General features: G+C 41.9%; 13 protein-coding genes. 12 read left to right on the top strand and 1 reads right to left on the bottom strand.

What is annotated here, in order from left to right; translation table 11 throughout:
* Positions 1–135 precede the first annotated feature (135 nt).
* The 10 genes from J2T13_RS01810 to J2T13_RS01765 all read left to right on the top strand — a co-directional run bounded on the left by J2T13_RS01810 (position 136) and on the right by J2T13_RS01765 (position 16,891).
* Complete coding sequence (locus J2T13_RS01810; RefSeq protein ID WP_429367760.1) at positions 136–1,062, top strand: copper amine oxidase N-terminal domain-containing protein; 927 nt, start codon at positions 136–138, stop codon at positions 1,060–1,062.
* Positions 1,063–1,163: 101 nt separating this feature from the next.
* A complete protein-coding gene (locus J2T13_RS01805; RefSeq protein ID WP_429367758.1) occupies positions 1,164–4,412 on the top strand; it encodes a DUF5704 domain-containing protein in 3,249 nt (1,082 codons plus the stop codon).
* Between the two features lie 285 nt (positions 4,413–4,697).
* Complete coding sequence (locus tag J2T13_RS01800) at positions 4,698–9,968, top strand: carbohydrate binding domain-containing protein (RefSeq protein ID WP_429367756.1); 5,271 nt, start codon at positions 4,698–4,700, stop codon at positions 9,966–9,968.
* A 176-nt stretch (positions 9,969–10,144) separates the two neighbouring features.
* The gene (locus J2T13_RS01795) at positions 10,145–10,432 is read left to right on the top strand and encodes an immunity 53 family protein (protein WP_429367755.1); all 288 of its coding nucleotides are present in this window, start codon (positions 10,145–10,147) and stop codon (positions 10,430–10,432) included.
* 344 nt (positions 10,433–10,776) lie between these two features.
* The gene (locus tag J2T13_RS01790; RefSeq protein WP_429367753.1) at positions 10,777–12,234 is read left to right on the top strand and encodes a hypothetical protein; all 1,458 of its coding nucleotides are present in this window, start codon (positions 10,777–10,779) and stop codon (positions 12,232–12,234) included.
* Positions 12,235–12,301: 67 nt separating this feature from the next.
* Positions 12,302–12,709 (top strand): MerR family transcriptional regulator, encoded by a 408-nt coding sequence (locus tag J2T13_RS01785; protein WP_429367751.1) that lies wholly within the window; start codon positions 12,302–12,304, stop codon positions 12,707–12,709.
* A gap of 68 nt (positions 12,710–12,777) precedes the next feature.
* Positions 12,778–14,241, top strand: coding sequence for a PstS family phosphate ABC transporter substrate-binding protein (locus J2T13_RS01780; RefSeq protein ID WP_429367749.1), 1,464 nt, complete (start codon positions 12,778–12,780; stop codon positions 14,239–14,241).
* 135 nt (positions 14,242–14,376) lie between these two features.
* Positions 14,377–15,462 (top strand): WG repeat-containing protein, encoded by a 1,086-nt coding sequence (locus J2T13_RS01775; protein ID WP_429367747.1) that lies wholly within the window; start codon positions 14,377–14,379, stop codon positions 15,460–15,462.
* A 188-nt stretch (positions 15,463–15,650) separates the two neighbouring features.
* Positions 15,651–16,595 (top strand): alpha/beta hydrolase, encoded by a 945-nt coding sequence (locus J2T13_RS01770; RefSeq protein ID WP_429367746.1) that lies wholly within the window; start codon positions 15,651–15,653, stop codon positions 16,593–16,595.
* 140 nt (positions 16,596–16,735) lie between these two features.
* Entirely contained in the window at positions 16,736–16,891 is a 156-nt protein-coding gene (locus J2T13_RS01765; RefSeq protein ID WP_429367744.1) for a hypothetical protein, read from the top strand.
* 154 nt (positions 16,892–17,045) lie between these two features.
* On the opposite strand, the gene J2T13_RS01760 is transcribed toward J2T13_RS01765, so the two are convergent.
* Positions 17,046–18,041, bottom strand: a complete 996-nt coding sequence (locus tag J2T13_RS01760) for an ABC transporter substrate-binding protein (protein WP_429367743.1) — start codon at positions 18,039–18,041, stop codon at positions 17,046–17,048.
* 190 nt (positions 18,042–18,231) lie between these two features.
* Between J2T13_RS01760 and J2T13_RS01755 the strand changes: the two genes are divergently transcribed.
* Both J2T13_RS01755 and J2T13_RS01750 read left to right on the top strand, forming a co-directional pair.
* The gene (locus tag J2T13_RS01755) at positions 18,232–19,239 is read left to right on the top strand and encodes a FecCD family ABC transporter permease (RefSeq protein WP_429367741.1); all 1,008 of its coding nucleotides are present in this window, start codon (positions 18,232–18,234) and stop codon (positions 19,237–19,239) included.
* 1 nt (position 19,240) lies between these two features.
* Positions 19,241–20,287 (top strand): FecCD family ABC transporter permease, encoded by a 1,047-nt coding sequence (locus J2T13_RS01750; protein WP_429367739.1) that lies wholly within the window; start codon positions 19,241–19,243, stop codon positions 20,285–20,287.
* Positions 20,288–20,306 lie beyond the last annotated feature (19 nt).

Genomic DNA, 20,306 nt, shown 5'->3' with positions numbered 1-20,306 from the left:
AAAACGTCTGTTTTTTGTCAACTACAGGATTGGATCGCTAGTTTACCCAGCTATATCAAGGGTTTGTTTAAAGATTTGAGCTGCGAAAGTTGAGTTATTAATAGATAAAATAATCAGCAAAGTGAAGGTGTAAATATGAAAAAAGTCTTATTATCTATGACGGTGGCAGCCCTGTTTCTAGGGACTTTCGCCATCCCGACGGAAGCAGCTAAAAGCACCGAAGCCATTGAGGTACTCTTGAATGCTAAGAAGATTAGCTTTCCAGATGCTAAACCGTTTCAAGATGCCCAAGGTAGCGTGATGGTGCCAATTCGGTTTGTTTCTGAAGCATTAGGTGCAAAGGTGAGTTGGAGTAAAGCGGATGGTAAGACAACAGTGGAGATATACGATGACGAGCATAAGGTGAAGATGGTCGTGGGTCAAGCAACAGCAGACGTGAATGGGAAAGAAAAAAGCTATGGAACTAAAATTATATTAAAACAAAATCGCACGTTTGTTCCTTTGCGCTTGGTTAGCGAAGGATTGGGTCAAACCGTTTCATGGGATAAGGTAGGGCGTTGGGTTTGGATCGGATCGAAGGAAGCACTCACCTTAGAAGAATCAGGGTTGAAAAGCGTATCGATAACTCCTTATAAAAAATATTTTGGTAATAAGTCCTTCCTCATTGAAAATTCGTATGATATTAAACACGATAAGGTGATTTTATTTAAACGATCTGATCTTCCATCCGCCTTTATCGATGATTTTTACACCATTGACTATGAAAAGAAAGAGAATGGGTTGTCGTATATTAAGGTACGTACTAAAACAAGATCGGAAACGCCGGGAAACATATTCTTTTTAACAGAAGAGAATCACCCGCGTTATAGAAATCCGGTATATAAGCAAACGATTAAGCATGGAGATGGAACTAAAACATTCTACTATCCGCTAGTATCTTGGCTCGATGAATTAGATGGAATTAAGAATTATACGAATTTCAAAATTAAAGAGGTGCTTTATATTGGTTTCGATCTTGCTGCAGATGATTACATCCCACTTTTGAAAAATCCTTGGAAGTGAGACTGACTTCTATGAAAAAAATTAGCTTGTACCTCTGCAGAGTATGGAGGATTTTTCTTTCTGTCATCTTAATTCTCAGCGCCATTCCATCCATATCATCTATGGTACCTACGGTTTCTGCAGCGACTAACATTACCCCTCTTAAATATCATCAAGTGGGAAACTATCGTTATTTTGTTGGAATGTTTTATTATGAAATGTGGCGTAATTCAGCAGGCACATGGGTTCCCGATGGCAAAGGCCCGAATATGGGGAGATGGGGAGAAGCATCCAATACGTATAATTTCCAATTTCCAAATCGTAAAATTAAAAGTATTTCTGCACCTCAAATCTATATCCATACATATGCTAACGACATATACTTCACAAAATCTCGTAGTGATACTTATGATAAATATGAACGTGCTGTTAGCCTTGGAGGAATCAACAACACGATTGAGCCCATTTCACCCTCAGGAATAGGAACGGATATCGCAACTGTTCCGGTGACTATTAACATGTTATTGAATGCAGACGTTCCAGATGATATTACCGCATTAACCGGCGGCAATTATGCAGATGGTGTAAAAGGAGTTCGGATCTATGTCCCTATTCTATTTAAGATTGAACTGGCTTCACAGCTCAATGTCAAATACTACACAACTGCTGGAAGAGCTTTGAATGATATATTCCCACCCCGAGTCAACGAAGAGATGATTATAGGGGAGGAATATACCTTTACGCCACCGACTCATGAAGACTATGAATATGTAGGATTCAAAAAATCAACAACGGATGCATTACCAAGCGGCCGTATTACGCCAGGCAATCCATATTCCTTCAATTACGATGGTTCTTTTGAGAAATACACCGCATTTATGTACTACATAAAGAAGGGTGATCCACCTCCAACGGATCCAGATGAACCAGGAGGCATTGGAAGCTGTACATGGACAATCGAACCACCAAGACAAATAGCTACACCACAGACCATCTCTATGGACCCGAGGGCAACAGGTGCAATCAAAGCGGATGATCCTAGTAACTCACCATACAGCTACGATGTTGGACAAGGGATACCCACCTCAGATTTTCTATACTCGAATACATTAGGATTAAATTATTTGTTTCAACACACATTTGGAAATCAAGTGGGGAAGATTAACTATGATTGTAGTGTAGATTTAACCTATGTATTGACTTGGAAAATACCACAAGATCCTATCATAGGGCCTGACGGTATACCGCAACCCAAAGATGATATAGAAATGTCTGAAACAGAGGAGAAGAATTATTCATTCAGTTTCACACGCGATTACGACTACTGGACGATCAACAATTTAGAAGTCTATACACTCAACAAGTCAACCATGAGCAATTATGCCCTGCCTAGCGGTACGGTTACACTAGACCCAAGTGGATATATCCCACCAACGTTGGAAACGGAGAATTACGAATCGGTAGAAGATCATGTGTATCCGAAGGAAACTGGGGAGATTTCCTTCACACCTCCACCGCAAGATGGAGGATATGAAAAACCATCTCCAGATGATCATACAGATGTGTTAATGGATATGGCCGAATCTCAAACTCAGGATGCCGATGTCCAGAATGATAGGGTGGACTTTAATGGGGAGATTATTATGAGCGATGAAATGGCTATCGAGGTTGCACCTATACCAGGTGAAATTCCAGAATCGCCTATGATCGGTGATAGAGTGTTATATCTAGATAATCAACTCATTAGTAAAACGCTTATCAACAAAGCCAATACGCCAAGTTCGGGCACGATATTCTATGATCTCCTAGACGGCCATGTAGGAGGCAGTGGTGGAAAGGATTACCCTATCAACAATATCAATACGGTGACGGTACATACACCCGTGGTGAATTATTCCTTCGTGACCGATGATGAAGAACATAATCAGAAGACAAATCCAAATTATAATCGTGCAGCATTTATATTGGAGAGACCTTTCACTGTCCGAATTCCTACAGAGGGGCAACATGTGAATTATCCGGGTTATGGAGATCGGGATTACGCCAAGTATTATCGAACGAAACAGGTATGGTTTCCGTTTGATGTATACAATGGAAGCCGAACCCAGTTTATTCCTAAGAACACCTGGATAGATATTCCGGTGAACCAGTTAGATACTGCATTCTATTTACCGGTATGGGTAGATGAAGGAGACTACCAGGTGTTATTCCGAAATATTGCTGAGAATGCACCAGTAGATTTCGATGTTCAACCGGACGCCAACACGGAACTGAGAAATCATGTGGCTACAGATGAAATATCGGTAGAGGTGATTGGAAGGTTATATGATTTCCACATCACAGATATTGTGGACTACAATTGGGAAACGGTCTTCCGGACAAGGAAAGGAAGCCTCCAACAAACAGGAACTTCCTATTGGGTGGGAATGAATAGTATTGATGGCGATCCACGTGGGAACGATTTGAAGTTTACAGTACCCATTCATCCTGGAAGTCATCCCATACAGGGATTTAAAAACGTAGCGATTAAGCAGGGGTACCATTACAAATTTGATTTCAAGACCAAAGGGAATATGTTTGGTCCCACAGATGGCATTCGGATCACACCAACCTTTAATTATGTAAGTAAAGATGGAACAATGACCACGCCGGTGGATTTGTATTATCATGCAAGCGACAAAAATTTTGTGAAAATAGGTTCGAATGATGACCAGGTAAAGAGATATGTCCTGTTGAACGAAAGAATGCGAAATGTACCGAATGAGGAATTAACGGATACTGCTGAATTTAAGTATAGGAACTACTATACTTCAGGCCAACTCATCAATACATCTATGAACCAATTCGTAGAGAACTATATAAATAAGAGTACGAAGCAAAAAACACCCGTGGGTGGATATGACCTACTATTACTACCTGAACAGCTACGAACTTTCATAGGACCTAAAAGTAGCATTCCATCATCTGTGAATACAGATCGAGCTTTGGCTGCGATCCAACATTGGTATGGAGAATATAGCATTCCAGCGGATACGTACGTCGTGAAGAAAGGGATCAAACTGTACCAGAATGGTCCTTTTGATGAAAAGGCATCGATGTTCTTGAAAGATGGATATATTGTAGTGAACTTCAATATTGAATCCATACAACAAGGAGATTTAGCGAATCCACACTTACAATATATCAATGCTCCCCTGATGAATAAAGTGGTGAATGGGGTACAGAGGAACAATCAGTGGAGAATGGAAGGATTTAATCACAACATCCAAGATTCCTATGGCAATCGATTTCATCTGATAGATGGAGACGTGGTATTCTATAACGCGAACAAGTCAAGCCGAGATGATTTTGGATCTCAGGTACCCCATTAGTTCATGAGTGATATTGAAACTGAAAATCTCCAAGCGGTAAAATCATCAAAAAAAAACCTTGATTGGCTTCGTGCCTTTCAAGGTTTTTTTTTTGATGGTTAGAAACTAAATACATATTAAGACAAATATTAATTACTATTTTTTACTACGGAAACTTATAATATGATATTATAAGAACAAGAAAACGCTTCCATGACTATGCAACACTTTCTTTTCGGAGGTGATCCAATATTTTTTTCGGATTTTGAGCAAACGATTGCATTGAAAAAGGGAGGTTGCATTTTTGTGAAGTCAGTATCTAAATTGATTTTATTTTTGCTTCTAACAGTGTCTTTGGGCGTATTTGGAAGCGGCAACAGCGGTAATAAAGTTTTTGCGGAAATTTCTGCATCTCATGTGTACCACAACCATATGCCTAATTTTTGGCCATATTACGACACGAGCCAATACAGTGCAACTTCAACGGGTGCACCCATCCGTTACATGTATGACGGACAAGTTATTGATCTGAAGAATAACGCACCTTCGTTGTATCCTTATTATTTGCCTACAGGAGCCATAATGCCCCATGACGATCTAGTATCCTATTATACAAAAGATGCTAAGAGCGGTGCCTATCTTTACTGGCCATGGTCTGTTGCCAACGATCTACACGCCGCTTATCCATCCGCACAGATGCAGGTAACGATGTCAGGGTCAGTTGTCAATAATGTTAACAGCTTTATGACTACGAACAATGTACCCGGTTACAATAACACGAACTGGGGAGCACCTTGGAAAACAGCTTATAACAATTTGAAAACTCCAAATAACAACAAAACGTTGGACATGATTCATTTCTCCGGACATCATTCCATGGGACCCCTTACAGGAAATGATTATTTACTAAAGGATATGATTTATCAGAATGCAACGTTAGCACAATCTTATTTCCTAGGCGATTCATTTACTTCATCGAAGGGATTTTTTCCGACAGAGCTAGGTTTTTCTGAAAGACTTATTCCAGTATTAGAGAAATTGGGCATAAAGTGGTCCGTTCTTGGAAACAACCATTTATCTCGAACGTTGCAAGATTATCCGTATTTGGACAGCCCGGGCATAGATACACTTATTTCACCGCCAAACCGTGCTGATTTCCAGAACACAAGCAACGTAGGATCATGGGTTAAACAATCCATGTTTAATGAAGCTCAGAACATCTACAACAAATTCCCATTTGCTTCTACCCCTCACTGGGTACGATATGTGAACCCCGAAACAGGTAAGGAAAGTCGTGTCGTGGGTGTACCTGTAGCCCAATCCGAATCATGGGAAGAAGGTTATCAAGGGTCTGTTACTGCGAAGGCATTAAAGCCTTTTGAAGGTCTTACGAATCAGAAACAATTCCTTGTTATTGCACATGATGGAGATAATGCTCAGGGTCGTGCAGGTTCATTAGATACATGGCAAGCTGCTAAAAACGTAACTTATTCGGATTCCGGAGTAAAAGGCGAAGGGATCGATGAATATTTAGTTAATAATACGCCAGCAGCGACCGATGTAGTGCACGTTCAAGACGGTTCATGGGTGGATACAAGAGACTCATCCTCTGACCCAACCTGGTACCACTGGCATATGCCTTTTGGAATTTGGAAGGGACAATTTGCGGATTTCAATAAAAAGAGGGGAATGGATTTAGCACCTAAGAAAAGCATAAATGGCGTCGATGATGGTCATACCGTTTCTTTTGAATACGGATTCAATTATTTGGAACGGAATTTCGCTTTATTACAAGCTTCAGAGAATTATGCAAAAACAGCGGAACAAATCTGGTTGACCGATCACCCTAATTATTGGAAGCCGACTACTGCAAAGGATAAACAGATTACGTATGAAGGTAATCAATTAAATCCATATATGTTGTCTTACCCCGTTAAAGGAAACGCTGCGAGCGATTACGCAGGCGGAGCTAACCCTGCAGAGCTTGCATGGTATTTCCTACTTCCAGCCATGGATTCCGGATTCGGTTACTATGACGAGAATATTGATGATAGTGTGAAGCCAGCACTTTCTTTCAGCCAATCTTTATATTTCTCCAAACCTTATGTGAACGGCAAGCTAGCAAGTGACCAAACAGGACCATCCGTCTGGTGGCCGCAGCGCTATCCATACAATCCAGGAAGCGCAAACAATAGTAAGGCAGAAGGATGGACACTGAATTACTTTGATAATTCGTTCGGTATCTACACTTACGCATTTGATGCAAGTGGAATTCAGACGATTAAATTGAAAGTTCGTACGCATCGCGATAAGTTCGAAGCTGCCTCGGACAATACGTCCAAGGTATATGATCCTGCATTAATGGCTTCAAGAGGTATTTCCAACATAGATGTAAACAAAGTTAGCGCATGGACGGATTATGCGATGACGAAGCGTGATTTGAAACCTGAAATCAATGGAACCGACTGGCAGTCTTCTACAGCGACGATGCAGAAAGTTCCTGTTTCAGACATCGGAGATATGTACTATTCTTACTTAAATGAATACCGTGATCAACTTGTAGATTATTACATTGAAGCTACGGATAGCAAAGGAAATGTCACGAAGAGTGATATCCAATCCGTCTATGTGGGTGCAGGTAAATTCACCAAAGACTCGACTGGGAAGCTCATCGAAGATGTAAACGGAGCTATTATAGGAACACATCCGTTCCTTGTGGTGGATAAGGATGCTCCAAGTATTCCAACTAACGTAGCTACAAGTGCTATAACGGATCGCAGTGTATCGCTGACATGGAAAGCTTCAACGGATAACGTTGCAGTTACCGGATATGAGATCTACCGTGATGGAGTCAAGGTGGGCACATCTGCCACGAATAGTTATACGGATAGCGGATTAATCGCGTCTACAAGCTATAATTACACAGTAAAAGCTTACGATATGGCGCAAAATATTTCTGCATTAAGCAGTTCATTTGCTGTATTGACTAAGGTTCCTGATACTATAGCTCCGACTGTTCCAACGAATCTATTACTCAGCGCCAAAACGGCCTCAACGGTCACCTTGACTTGGACCGCTTCAACAGATAATTATCAAGTCGCAGGTTACGAGATCTGGCGCGATAGTGTAAAAGTAGCTACAAGCGTTGGCACGACTTACACCGACTCGGGATTGAGCCCTACTACGGCTTACCAATATTCTGTGAAGGCGTATGATGCGGCAAATAATAAATCTCCTAACAGCGACCCGATTATCATTACGACCGATTCAGGAAACGTTGTTACCATTTACTATAAACAAGGGTATGCAACGCCATATATTCATTACCGACCTACCGCAGGTACTTGGACAACTGCACCAGGGGTGGTTATGACAGCATCGGAAGTATCAGGCTATAATAAGATTACGATTAATATCGGTCCTGTTAATGGACTAGAAGCTGCATTCAATAACGGAAGTGGAACATGGGACAACAACGGAGGTAAAAACTATACTTTCCCTAACGGTACATCCACATTTGTTGCAGGTGTCATTACAGCAGGACTCCCACAAGGTGCAGACATTACAGCACCAACGATTCCAACTAATGTTACCTCAACGGGCACAACACAAACGACAACTACATTAAGCTGGACAGCTTCTACGGACAATATAGGTGTAACCGGATATGAGATCTGGCGTAATGGTGTTAAAGTAGGGACAACAGCCTTGACTAGTTATACCAACACGGGCTTAACACCGGCAACGGCGTACAACTATACTGTGAAGGCGTATGATGCTGCAGGTAATATCTCTGCTGCAAGCGCAGCAGTCAGTGTTACCACGACCGCGACGCTTGTGGATGTCATAGCTCCAACTGTACCGACAAATGTATCCTCAACGACGAAGACAGCGACATCGATTACATTAGGTTGGACAGCATCGACAGATAATGTAGCCGTAACGGGATACGAAGTCTGGAGAGGTTCCCTTAAAGTAGGTACTAGCACATCGACAAGTTATACCGATAGCGGATTAACAGCGGCAACAGCTTACAGCTATACTGTGAAGGCATATGATGCTGCGGGTAATATCTCAGCTACAAGCGCATTGGTAAGTATAACTACAAGCAATACGAATCCAGGTAATTCAGTAACTGTGTACTACAAACAAGGGTATACAGCACCGTATATTCACTATCGTCCTACAGCAGGTACTTGGACAACTGCACCTGGGGTAGTTATGCCAGCATCGGAAGTAGCAGGCTACAATAAAATGATAATCAATGTCGGCTCTGCAACGGGTTTGGAAGCTGTATTCAATAACGGAAGCGGAACATGGGATAACAATGGGGGCAAAAACTATAATTTCCCTCTCGGCACATCCACATTTATTGCTGGTGTCATTTCAGCAGGACTCCCACAAGGAGCAGACATCACAGCACCAACGATTCCAACTAATGTAACCTCAACAGGAACAACAGACACAAGAACTACAATAAGTTGGACAGCTTCTACGGACAATGTCGGTGTAACGGGTTATGAGATCTGGCGGAATGGCGTTAAAGTAGGAACGACTGCCTTGACTAACTATTCAATCACTGGATTAACGCCAGCAACGGTATATAGCTATACTGTGAAGGCGTATGATGCTGCGGGTAATATCTCTGCCTCAAGCGCAGCAGTCAGTGTTACCACGACTGCGACGCCTGTGGATGTCATAGCCCCAACTGTACCAACCAATGTATCCGCAACTACGAAGACAGAAACAACCATTACATTAGGCTGGACAGCATCTGTAGATAATGTAGGTGTAACGGGGTACGAAGTCTGGAGAGATTCACTAAAAGTAGGTACTAGCACATCAACAAGTTATACCGATAGTGGATTAACGCCAGCAACGGTATATAGCTATACTGTGAAGGCGTATGATGCTACGGGTAGTATATCTGCCGCGAGCGCCATAGTTAGTGTATCTACCAACCCTAACACTAATCCATTTAACGCGGTAACTGTTTATTACAAACAAGGGTTTGCCATTCCTTTTATCCACTATCGCCCTATTGGAGGTGCATGGACGAATGCACCTGGGATAGCCATGCTAACATCAGAGGTAACAGGGTACAACAAAATTACTATCGATGTTGGTTCGGCTACCGGATTGGAAGCTGTATTCAATAATGGTAGCGGGACATGGGATAACAACGGGGGTAAAAATTATGTGTTCTCTCCTGGAACATCTACATTTACTTCAGGTGTCATTACATCAGGAGAGCCTCAGGTTCAAACGAATAGCGTAAATATAAAGGTTACCGTTCCTGCGAATACACCCGCAGCAGATTCTTTATATATTTCAGGCACATTTAATAACTGGCTTCCAGCGGACTCTAACTATAAACTGACTAAGAACAATGACGGAACCTACAGCATATCGCTAACGTTAGAAGCGGGCACCAAGATTGATTATAAAATAACTCGAGGCGCATGGAGCAATGTAGAGACCCATTCAAACGCAAGTGATATTGATAATCGAAGCCATACAGCTGCTGGGGGAACGGAGAATGTGAGCATTACAGTATTACGTTGGAAAGATCTATAGTTCCTCTAATCCTTGGGTAGATGCGGAACAAATAAGAATAAAGAGCCGAGTTTGGCTCTTTATTTTTGTTTTTCTAATATAAATGCCATCCTTCTATCGTTGTTGATATATCATAGGGGATAGAGATGATGTGTAATGTTCGTAAGTAATCAAAAAAAGGAAAGAGGATCAGACGCATGAGTTATTTTAAATGGCTAGAAAGCTGGTATGAGAGTTACTGTGATGATGAATGGGAGCATACACATGGATTGAAGATTGAATCGATAGATACACCCGGATGGAGAGTCACCATTCCTCTGCTTGCTACGGAATTAGAAGATAAACCTTTAAATGAAATAATAATAGATCGGGATGACAATGACTGGGTGAGATGTTGGATCAAAGATGGCTATTTTGAAGGTGCAGGTGGATTGAGAAATTTAGAAGAAATGGTGAAGCTCTTTAAGGAATGGGTAGAAGAATAGCTAAGGACCTAAAGTACTGTCACTACGGACACCTTCGCTATGACCCAACACTGAGTTTATACTAATTCATCGTGCTTAACACGATAAAGAAAGTCGCTTAATCCACCAATGCCAGCCCCAATAACGATAACCTTCATATCCTATTTTCTCCTATCGACTCGTATTATCCAACAGATAAATACACAAGTTCATATGACATCTATTGTACCGAAAGTGATTCAGACTGCCAATTCGATAATATATCTTTGATTGAATAAAATAGATCCTTTCTGTAATATGAAATTAATGGGAAATTATTACTGGATCAATGGATGTGAAATGTACATAAGGGAGGAATCGTGATCATGAAGCTTAAAGCGGGAATACATATTCTTATATTAACGATGGTCTTCTTCTTAACGGCTTGCTCTGCAAATGATAATAAAAGTGGGGCAGAACCAACGATTAAAGAGGATACGATAATATCGGATAGCGATACACAAACCAAGCGCATTGAGAATGAGCTAGAGGAACAGAATGAGCTAGAGGATCAACCAACAAATCATGAAGAAGCAGTAGATCGTGAGCGGAAGGAAGATCCTAAGAAAGAAACCAAAGGAGAGGGGAAAGTCGTAGCAAGTATCCCAGAACCAGCAGAGGATTTAGATTCGGCATCGGATCAACAGGAAGAAGATCGAACCTTAGAACAATTGCTAGATGATGGGTTTACGGTTATTGAGGAACAGTCGTTCTGGATGGATACGGATTACTGGGGACATGTGAGATTTGTTGCGGGTTATTATATCAAGAATAAAGTACCGCATCTGAATTTCTACATTGTAAATTCCAATCAACTTGTAATGAACACTCTACCTGAAAGCTTCCCTAATAACCCTAATCTTAGACATATTAATGCTGTGAGTTTCAGAGATCTGAATGATGATGGAGAGAAGGATATCATTATTATAGGAGAATATGTTGGAGGGGATACCACGAAGCCAGCAATAAGTGTTACTAGAGCTTCCGTATATTTCTTTACAGGGCAGTCATATATTCAACTGCCTTGGTATAATGATTTAATTAATCGTTCTGGAAAGAATGATACGGTAAACCTTGTTGTGAAAGAAGGGGAGAGGATTCTAAAACTTATCCTGACACCTAAGACTCGTAGCGCAGATAATGAGACGGAGTTTGATAGAATGGCTCCACTCATGTGTAGCAAAGAATTATTTGATTTAGGGGATACAGGGTATGCATCAATATATGATTCACTAAACGTATTCTCGAGCCCTTCTACGTATTCTGAGAGTTACTTAACGAGCTTGATTGGAAATTGTTTTGAACAAGATACGAAGCTTCTGATATCTACTAAACCAGTAGCATTCGCAAAGAAAGTCAATCGATATGAGCAACTTGTAGTCGATATTGTAAATGATATTAATCACTATAATTATATCGAAACAGGTGGAGGCACGATGTGGACCATCATAAACGCGTACTCGATATTAGATGTACATACGTCCGTAAATAAGTATGTAAGAGGGAAAACATTAAGCGATCAAGGCAATATCCGCACTTCGATTAACTCACTTTCGAGCGGTTGGAATCAACTCCAAAGTGAGATGAATATTGTCATAAAAGAGGGTGGATTCGAAGAATCTGATTTGATGGAATGGACAGGGGCTACCCTTGACGATATTGTGGAATTAGAACATCGTTTGGATGCTAATATACAGAACTTAATCGAGCTAGCAGCTACCGATAAGAAGGCTAAGGATGTAGTTGATTTGATTAATAATCACTTGTATTCCGAAACGTATTAATAATGCTTATGAGACAGATTGCAGGGGGAATATTCCTTTCTGCTTTTTTAAGGAGGGATTGCTGACGATGTCAGGCTACTTGCGGGGAGAAATCGCTAAATTGGCGAATGTGAATGTAGAGACTTTAAGATATTACGAGAATCAGGGCCTAATTCCATCACCGATACGGTCTGAATCTGGTTATCGCCTCTATTCGGAAGAGATGCTGAATAGGCTTAATTTTATTAAGAATGCTAAGTCTTGCGGATTTACATTGAAGGAGATCAAAAAATCGCTGATAAAATCTGAGAGCGACCACATCAGTCTGACTGATTTTATAGCTGTTATCGATAGGAAAATGAAAGGAATCCATTCAGAGATCTCCCAAAAGGAGAATACATTGGTGATGTTGTCAGAGTTGAGAACTAACCTGCAAGCGGAGGACAAACATCCCGAACTACAAGCGACACTTCAAGTACTTCATATGGAGCCTTAGTTTGATATATTAAGAAACCATAAACAGTGATGATAATTAGGAATAGTAAAGCTGAAGGAGTGAATAGGATGGGATATGTATTACGGATATTGCTATTATACTGTGGTGTGATACCCTTTATCTTTTCCATAGCGACATTGGTGTTGATGAATAGTACACAATTGAGTTTTTCGATCATTACAATGGCGTTGATGCTCGTAAGTGGGACATCATCCGGTGTATTTGCCGCTATGGACAGACATCTTCCAGACAACTTCGGTAAAAGATATTTACCCGTTGTTTTCCCCCTAGGATATACCGTTGTACTATGGGCTGTATGTATGTTATTCAGCGGCGGTTTTTATGGAAGCTCAGCTTGGGGAGTGCATGCCTTTTTGCAAATACCGTTTCTCCCTATTAGTTTTATGACTTCATTCGAAGGGACAGGAATCATATATTTTTTGGCACCTTTGTTTTATAATTCAGCTTTTTTCCTAGGCTATTTCTTTAAAGAGAGATTACGGCAGCCGAGAATCAGAATAGATCGACGACAGCTGGCCTCGGCAACCATCATTATATTACTAGCCACTGGAGTTGGGAGTGCAGTACAGTGGCAACGAAGCCAAACGGTTCTCACTTCCTATGGATTTAAGTATGGAGGAGGTTACTCCAGCACTGACTTATGGCCCTATGATGTATCAAATCCTAACAACCAATTGCCGCGGCTCGCGGAACAAGCAACATTCAAGATTGAGGATCCCCAAGACATGCTTATTATGGATGGAGCAGAAGCTGCCTTTCCCGTCTACTCTGCCTTTGCACAGGCAACCTATGCCCTGCCAGGTTTAGGGGAATCGAAGGGGACAATAGTCACTTTTACCAACACTATTTATGCATACGAACGGCTGTTGTCAGGAGAAGTTGATATTTATTTTGGGGCAGAACCTTCTGCCAATCAGCTGGAAATGGCCAAAGAGAGTGGACGCGAACTAGTCATGACACCCATTGGCAAAGAAGCATTCGTTTTCTTTGTGAACGAAAACAATGCGATCAAGGGCTTGGCAGTATCAGAGATTCAGGATATTTACTCTGGTAAGACCCGGAACTGGAAGGAGCTTGGTGGGAAAAATAAGAAGATCATTGCCTTCCAACGTCCTGAAAATTCAGGAAGTCAGACCCTTTTGGAAAAGATTATGGCAGACGTACCTTTAATTAAACCTTTAAAAGAAGAAGTACCACGTGGTATGGGCGGAATTCTTGAGCAAGTGGCTGATTATCGGAATTATGACAATGCGATTGGGTTTTCATTTCGCTTCTTTGCAACAGGAATGAATCAAAGCACAGGGATTAAACTGCTAGCAATCAATGATGTGGAACCAAATGTTGAACATATTTCGAAGGGTACCTATCCATTTGTCGCAAATTTATACGCGATTACATTGAAGAAGGATAAGCCTAAGCCAATGATTGCTCCTTTTCTAGAGTGGATGCAAGGACCCCAAGGTCAACACCTGGTAGAGGAAGTGGGCTATGTGAAATTACCATTTCCATGATTGCCACAGTAGACTAGAGCAATTCATTTATTTAGAGGTGTTCACATTCGTGCATACGGAGCATATGGGGTGCTATTTGTTAGTAGAAAGGATGAAAGTGGTAATTAAATAATAGGAATAGGAGTGTGAATAAGAATGATCAAACGGATCAGTATTTTTTTCGGAGTAATAGTCATTATTCTTGGACTTGCGGAGATGGGGCAAGGGCAGGCGAAGGTGTCTGCTTCTGTTCAGACTGAGAAGGAGAAGTTAGCGGATGAACAGCTCTATCCCATTGAGGTAGAGGGCAAATATGGTTTTATTAACAGCAAAGGTGAGACTGTTATACAGCCGATTTATGATAGTAGTGGTTATGCTTATCCTGGCCAACCCGGAAGCCCTGTCTTTGTGGAAGATCGAGCGAAATTAGAGCAAATTTACTTTAGTGTAACGGGAGATAAACTGTTCGAATGTCCGCTGAATACTTGTGGTGTTCTGTATGATGGGCTGGCGCTATATACCTCCAAATTTCAGAACAGCGATGGGATTTCTGTGATCAAATATGGATATATCAATAGTCAAGGGGACGTGGTTATTCCACCAATCTATCACAAAGCATTTAACTTTGTGGAAGGGCTGGCTCGAGTCAATCAAGGAAAAGCTACAGGTTATATCAATACAAAGGGTGAGTTGGTCATACCCTATCGCTTTAGCGCTACATCAGATTTTTCTGAAGGGCTGGCGGTTGTTAAGTATACAGTGAGCGGGAAATATGGGTATATCGATACTTCTGGGAAACTCATAGTATCTACCCGATTTGACTATGCTGAGGCATTTTCCGAGGGAGTGGCGGCTGTATATGTGAACGGCAAGTATGGATATATCGACAAGACAGGGAAATACCTCCTACCCCCTCAATATTCCTTGGCGAGGCCATTTTCGGATGGACTGGCTTTTGTTGAACGGAATGGCGTAACCTTCTACATTAACAAGAAAGGGGAGAAGGTTATCCATAATATCAAAGTTGGAGAAAAGTTCTCAGGTGGGTTGGCTCCTGCAAGTACAGGGCGAAAATATGGATATATCAATACTTCTGGTACATTTGTCATTAAGCAGCAGTTTGAATGGGCAAATTTCTTCTCGGGCGATCTAGCGCAGGTTTATCTGTATAATTCGGACTCGTCAGATGATTTGTATGCTTATATCAATCGCAATGGAGAAATCGTGTGGCAGAAGCAATGAGGGTGGACCTAATGAAAGGTTTAGAACTATTTAAACTTATATATGCAGCATGAACGAAGAGCCAGAAGATGAGCTATTAGGCATATCTTTCGGCTCTTTCTTTCCTCTTATGCTACTTCCTCAGGGGTATTCCTATTGAAATAAATCGAAACCTTAGCTTGACCTTGTACCTTACTACAGCTTCTATAATGAAGAAATTAGAACCTGTAGGAGGGATCACATTGGAAAAAACGAGTATCGAACAGCTTAACGCGATTAAACAATATCTAAGGCAAGCCAACAGAATGGATAACAAATCGGTGGAGAAAATACGAAGTGAAATGGCCGAAGCTGCGGGAAATATGTCCAGTATTTCAGATGTTAAAGTTCAGAAGACAACGATGGGAACATTAAGTGGTGAGTGGATCATACCTGATAGCACAGTTCAAGAAAGCTTGAACCAAGCCATCCTCTATTTTCATGGGGGAGGATTCGTTGCAGGTAATTGTGAATTTTACCGTGATCTATCCGCAAGATTAGCGAAATCAAGTGGAGTGAAAGTATTGACTGTCGAATATCGACTTGCGCCTGAGCATCTGTACCCCGCTGCTAATGACGATTGCTTGAGTGCTTATCGCTGGTTACTTGCCAACGGATATTCATCCCGTAATATTGTCTTTGGAGGAGATTCTGTAGGCGCGAGTCTTGCGCTTATGACGTTGCTTACTCTACGGGATATTGGAGAGGAGCTTCCAGCGGGGGCATTTTTACTATCACCGCATACCGACCTCGTTCATTTAGATGGTGAATCGTATCTGAGTCGATCGGAACTTGATCCTACGGGGAGTCGAGAGGGGAATCAAAAGATACTGGATGTATATATAGGTAACCGGACGGAAGAAATACCGTTATTATCACCTTTGAGGATGAATTTAGAGGGGCTGCCTGATTTGTTGATCCAAGTAGGTGATCATGAAGTGTTATTAGATGACGCTACAAGATTTGCAGATCGCGCAACAGCTGCAGGTATCGGAGTTCATCTGGAAGTATGGGAGAATATGTGGAGTGTATTTCAATTTCTAGCCTACATGCTACCTGAGGCACAACAAGCCATCGTTAATATCGGTCAATATGTACGGACAAGTCTGAAGTGAAATGGTTATCTCCAAGTAAATCGTAAGGTCAATTCTGTTGATATTGTCAGGGTAGGGTATAGCCGTCTCCGTATTAGGTTATATAAAGATGAGTGGTGCGTGTAGAGGAGCAATGACATAAATAGAGGAGGTACTATATTATGAAGCAAGATTTCCCACCTGAAATTCCTTCTAAGGTGGTTCCTGAAATGAAGCCGGATAGCGTGCAGGAATCACAGCCACTGGTTATTCCGCCAGAGTTCAATCCGGACGTGCAGCCCGAGATAGAACAGCTGATAGAACATCCGGAAAATTAGTTCGTAGATACTGCCAGAGAATGTCACGAATAGTTCGGAGTTCTATGAATGATTTCGCGGTGAAAGCCGTTGTAAATTTGGTTAGTAGGCTGGAAAACCAAAAGCAGCTCTATCCTCTGACGAGGATGGAGCTGCTTTTTTGAATGCCTGTATATTATTTGATATCATAAATCGTGTAAAGTTCATCTAACATAAGGTTAGCAGCAATTACACCACCAGCCGTATTCCAGACCGCATCACTCACGCGGATTGCTTTTTCATTTTTTACGACATTAAGACTTTGCCATAGCGGATCTTTAAGCATTTCGTCTTCCATTTCTGTTCCTTTGCCGTCCCCAGTTTCATAAGTAAAGTAGAATAGCATATCTGCATCGACTTCGGGAAGACGTTCCTTCGTAATTTCCTCAACGAATGTGTCTGTGTATTTCTGATTATCCGGACGAATAATACCTAGCTTGGAGAAGGCAACCCCGGTAAAGGTATCCTCTAAGTAAATACGTGTTTTCCCTGCCATGAAGCGAACAACAGATACTTTCTGATTGAGCTTGTCGCCTGCTTTTTCCTTGAAATCTACAGTACGGCTATCGTAATCGGCAATTATTTTGTCACCTTCGACTGTTTTGCCTAATGCTTCAGCATAGAGATTGAAGTTCGATTGCCATTCTCCTCGAAGTGTTTCAGAGAATACAGTGGGTGCGATGGCTTTTAATTGTTCGTATACTTTCTCCTGACGCAATTTGTTACCAATAATCAGATCAGGCTTTAGGCTAGCTATGAGTTCTAGGTTGGGTTGGCTTTCGTCCCCTACGACCGTAACACTCTCCATGTCTGCTGCGATGTGCTCATACCAAGGGTCACCTGTCCAAGATTTAACAGCCCCTACAGGTGTAACCCCCAGCGCCAATAACGCTTCAGTTCCTTCATTCGTTAGCACGACGACACGAGCCGGAGTTCCTATAATATCGGCCTCACCCATAGAGTGAGTTACTTTGCGTACATCCTCTGATTTCGGTGTGGCTGTCTCTGCTGGGCTTACTGTGCCCGTATTGTTATTAGATTCAGCTTGACCGCATCCTGATACAATGACTGCTAACGCAAGCAATGTTGCGGAAGTTGTCAAAGTAAATTTTTGTTTTAATAGATTTAACATATTGTTCTAGACGCCCCTTTTCATTATGTAAATGATTCTCATTATCAACAGCAAATAAAACTATAGCAGGTGCTCATTTTATAGTCAATGATTTCATGATAATGATTTTCATAATCATTGACACTTTCTAACCCATCACCTAGAATTATTCAGAACCCATTTTATTGTTCACAATAGGAAAGAGGAAATTATGAGCACTCTACTAACTACGCGCTTACAGAAGATTGTGGGATTGATAGCGGGTCTGATTTTCTTTGTCGCTGGAATGATTTGCAGCATTGCATTTGGAGTGACAAATATTGGTTGGCACACCATTATAGAATCGTATACCGCATTTAATGGCTCACAAGAACATCTCATTATTCAGACGGCAAGAATGCCCCGAGCACTTATAGCAGCGATAGCAGGAGCGGGTCTAGCGGTTGCAGGGTCCTTGATGCAAGGCATAACCCGTAACCAGCTTGCTTCACCGAGTATCTTCGGTATTAATGCAGGAGCGGCCTTCTTCATCGTAGTTGGATCGGCCTTCTTCGGAGCAAGTGGTCTATCTACATTTGCAACGCTTGCTTTCATGGGGGCGGCCTTTACTGCCATACTTGTATATGTACTTGGCTCAATGGGGAGTGATGGCCTTACTCCACTAAAGGTTACGCTTGCTGGGGCTGCAATGACAGCCTTTTTTTCGTCGCTCACACTTGGTGTTCTGTTAACGGGGGGGCAAACGTTCGATCAGGTATTATACTGGTTCGTCGGCTCTGTGGCGGGAAGGGATATGGGTATTTTTATAGCTGCGGCTCCTTATATGGGTATTGCACTTTTAGGCTCATTAGTACTGGCTAGACATATGAACTTGTTAGCACTAGGGGAAGATATCGCCACTGGACTTGGACAAAAAACGATATACATAAAATTATTTGCAGGAATCATCATCGTTCTACTTGCAGGGGGTTCCGTATCTATTGCGGGTCCTATCGCTTTTGTTGGGATAATTATCCCACATCTTACACGTCACTTGGTTGGAATAGACTATCGCTGGGCCATTCCTTACTGTGCCGTGCTGGGAGGTATTCTACTGCTAACTGCTGATATCGGATCAAGATATATTTCATTTCCTAAAGAAGTACCTGTTGGAGTAATGACTGCCATTATCGGTGTTCCTTTCTTCGTTTATATTGCTAGAAGAGGGGGGCGTGTCTAATATGAATAAATGGTTGGTATTCAGGGGGCGTAATCATTCGTTCCAAATCGATCGTCGAACCGTGACAATGGTCTCCCTATTGGTTATTGCTAATCTGGTTGCTATGATCTTTTGTGTAGGTCTCGGTAGTAAAACAATCTACCCCGTTGATGTCATTCGTACTCTATTAGGTATGGGGGATGCATCCGATGCGATGATTATCTTCTCACTCCGGATGCCACGTGTCATCATCGCTGTTATGGTTGGTGCAGCACTTGCTGTCTCAGGAGCATTACTGCAAGGCATCGTACGTAATCCACTTACTTCACCAGATATTATAGGTATTACTGGCGGAGCATCGCTGGGTACCGTTGTATTCATTCTATATTTCTCACATGTAAGCATCCGTTTTATGCCATTAAGTGCCGTAGCAGGGGCTTTTGCCGCTGCCTTTCTTATCTATCTATTCGCCTATCGTGGAGGTATTACTCCACTTCGACTGGTGCTCATCGGTATCGGTATGTCCACTGCATTAACGGCAGTTACTTACATGCTGATCCTTACAGCATCCTTCACACCGACAGCCGTTGCGGTCAAGGCATTCACTTTTATGACAGGAAGTATATATGGCGTTTCATGGGAACGAGATGTTAAGGTTCTGTTGCCTTGGATTGTTGTGTTATTACCTGTTTCGCTTATTTATGCTAGACATCTGAATGTCCAAGAGTTAGGGGACGAGGTCGCTACAAGCGTGGGTAGTTCCGTTCATGTCAAAAGAACAATTTTGCTTATTATCAGTGTTGCACTTGCAGGTGCAGCGGTCGCTATTGGCGGTGCAATCAATTTTATTGGCCTAATGGCTCCACATATTGCCCGCAAGCTTGTTGGACCCGCATACGGTGGTGTTATTCCAGTATCTGCGCTCATTGGATCGCTCGTATTGCTACTATCGGATCTAGTAGCTAGAGTTGCTTTTATTCCGCTCGACATTCCAGCAGGTGTCTTTACTGCCGCTATTGGAGCACCGTTCTTCATCTACTTACTATACCGTAGTCGTAAGACAGCTTAGTGCTTCCGGAACTCTATTG

The sequence above is a fragment of the Paenibacillus sp. DS2015 genome (assembly GCF_050433705.1).
GTDB lineage: Bacteria > Bacillota > Bacilli > Paenibacillales > Paenibacillaceae > Paenibacillus_AQ.
This window is presented reverse-complemented; position numbering and strand designations above follow the sequence as displayed.

Bases quoted from the DNA above. Each gene is read 5' to 3' on its own strand.
- J2T13_RS01810 (WP_429367760.1), top strand. From the start codon at position 136: ATGAAAAAAGTCTTATTATCTATGACGGTGGCAGCCCTGTTTCTAGGG.
- J2T13_RS01805 (WP_429367758.1), top strand. From the start codon at position 1,164: ATGGTACCTACGGTTTCTGCAGCGACTAACATTACCCCTCTTAAATAT.
- J2T13_RS01795 (WP_429367755.1), top strand. From the start codon at position 10,145: ATGAGTTATTTTAAATGGCTAGAAAGCTGGTATGAGAGTTACTGTGAT.
- J2T13_RS01790 (WP_429367753.1), top strand. From the start codon at position 10,777: ATGAAGCTTAAAGCGGGAATACATATTCTTATATTAACGATGGTCTTC.
- J2T13_RS01785 (WP_429367751.1), top strand. From the start codon at position 12,302: ATGTCAGGCTACTTGCGGGGAGAAATCGCTAAATTGGCGAATGTGAAT.
- J2T13_RS01780 (WP_429367749.1), top strand. From the start codon at position 12,778: ATGGGATATGTATTACGGATATTGCTATTATACTGTGGTGTGATACCC.
- J2T13_RS01775 (WP_429367747.1), top strand. From the start codon at position 14,377: ATGATCAAACGGATCAGTATTTTTTTCGGAGTAATAGTCATTATTCTT.
- J2T13_RS01770 (WP_429367746.1), top strand. From the start codon at position 15,651: ATGAAGAAATTAGAACCTGTAGGAGGGATCACATTGGAAAAAACGAGT.
- J2T13_RS01765 (WP_429367744.1), top strand. From the start codon at position 16,736: ATGAAGCAAGATTTCCCACCTGAAATTCCTTCTAAGGTGGTTCCTGAA.
- J2T13_RS01760 (WP_429367743.1), bottom strand. From the start codon at position 18,041: ATGTTAAATCTATTAAAACAAAAATTTACTTTGACAACTTCCGCAACA.
- J2T13_RS01755 (WP_429367741.1), top strand. From the start codon at position 18,232: ATGAGCACTCTACTAACTACGCGCTTACAGAAGATTGTGGGATTGATA.
- J2T13_RS01750 (WP_429367739.1), top strand. From the start codon at position 19,241: ATGAATAAATGGTTGGTATTCAGGGGGCGTAATCATTCGTTCCAAATC.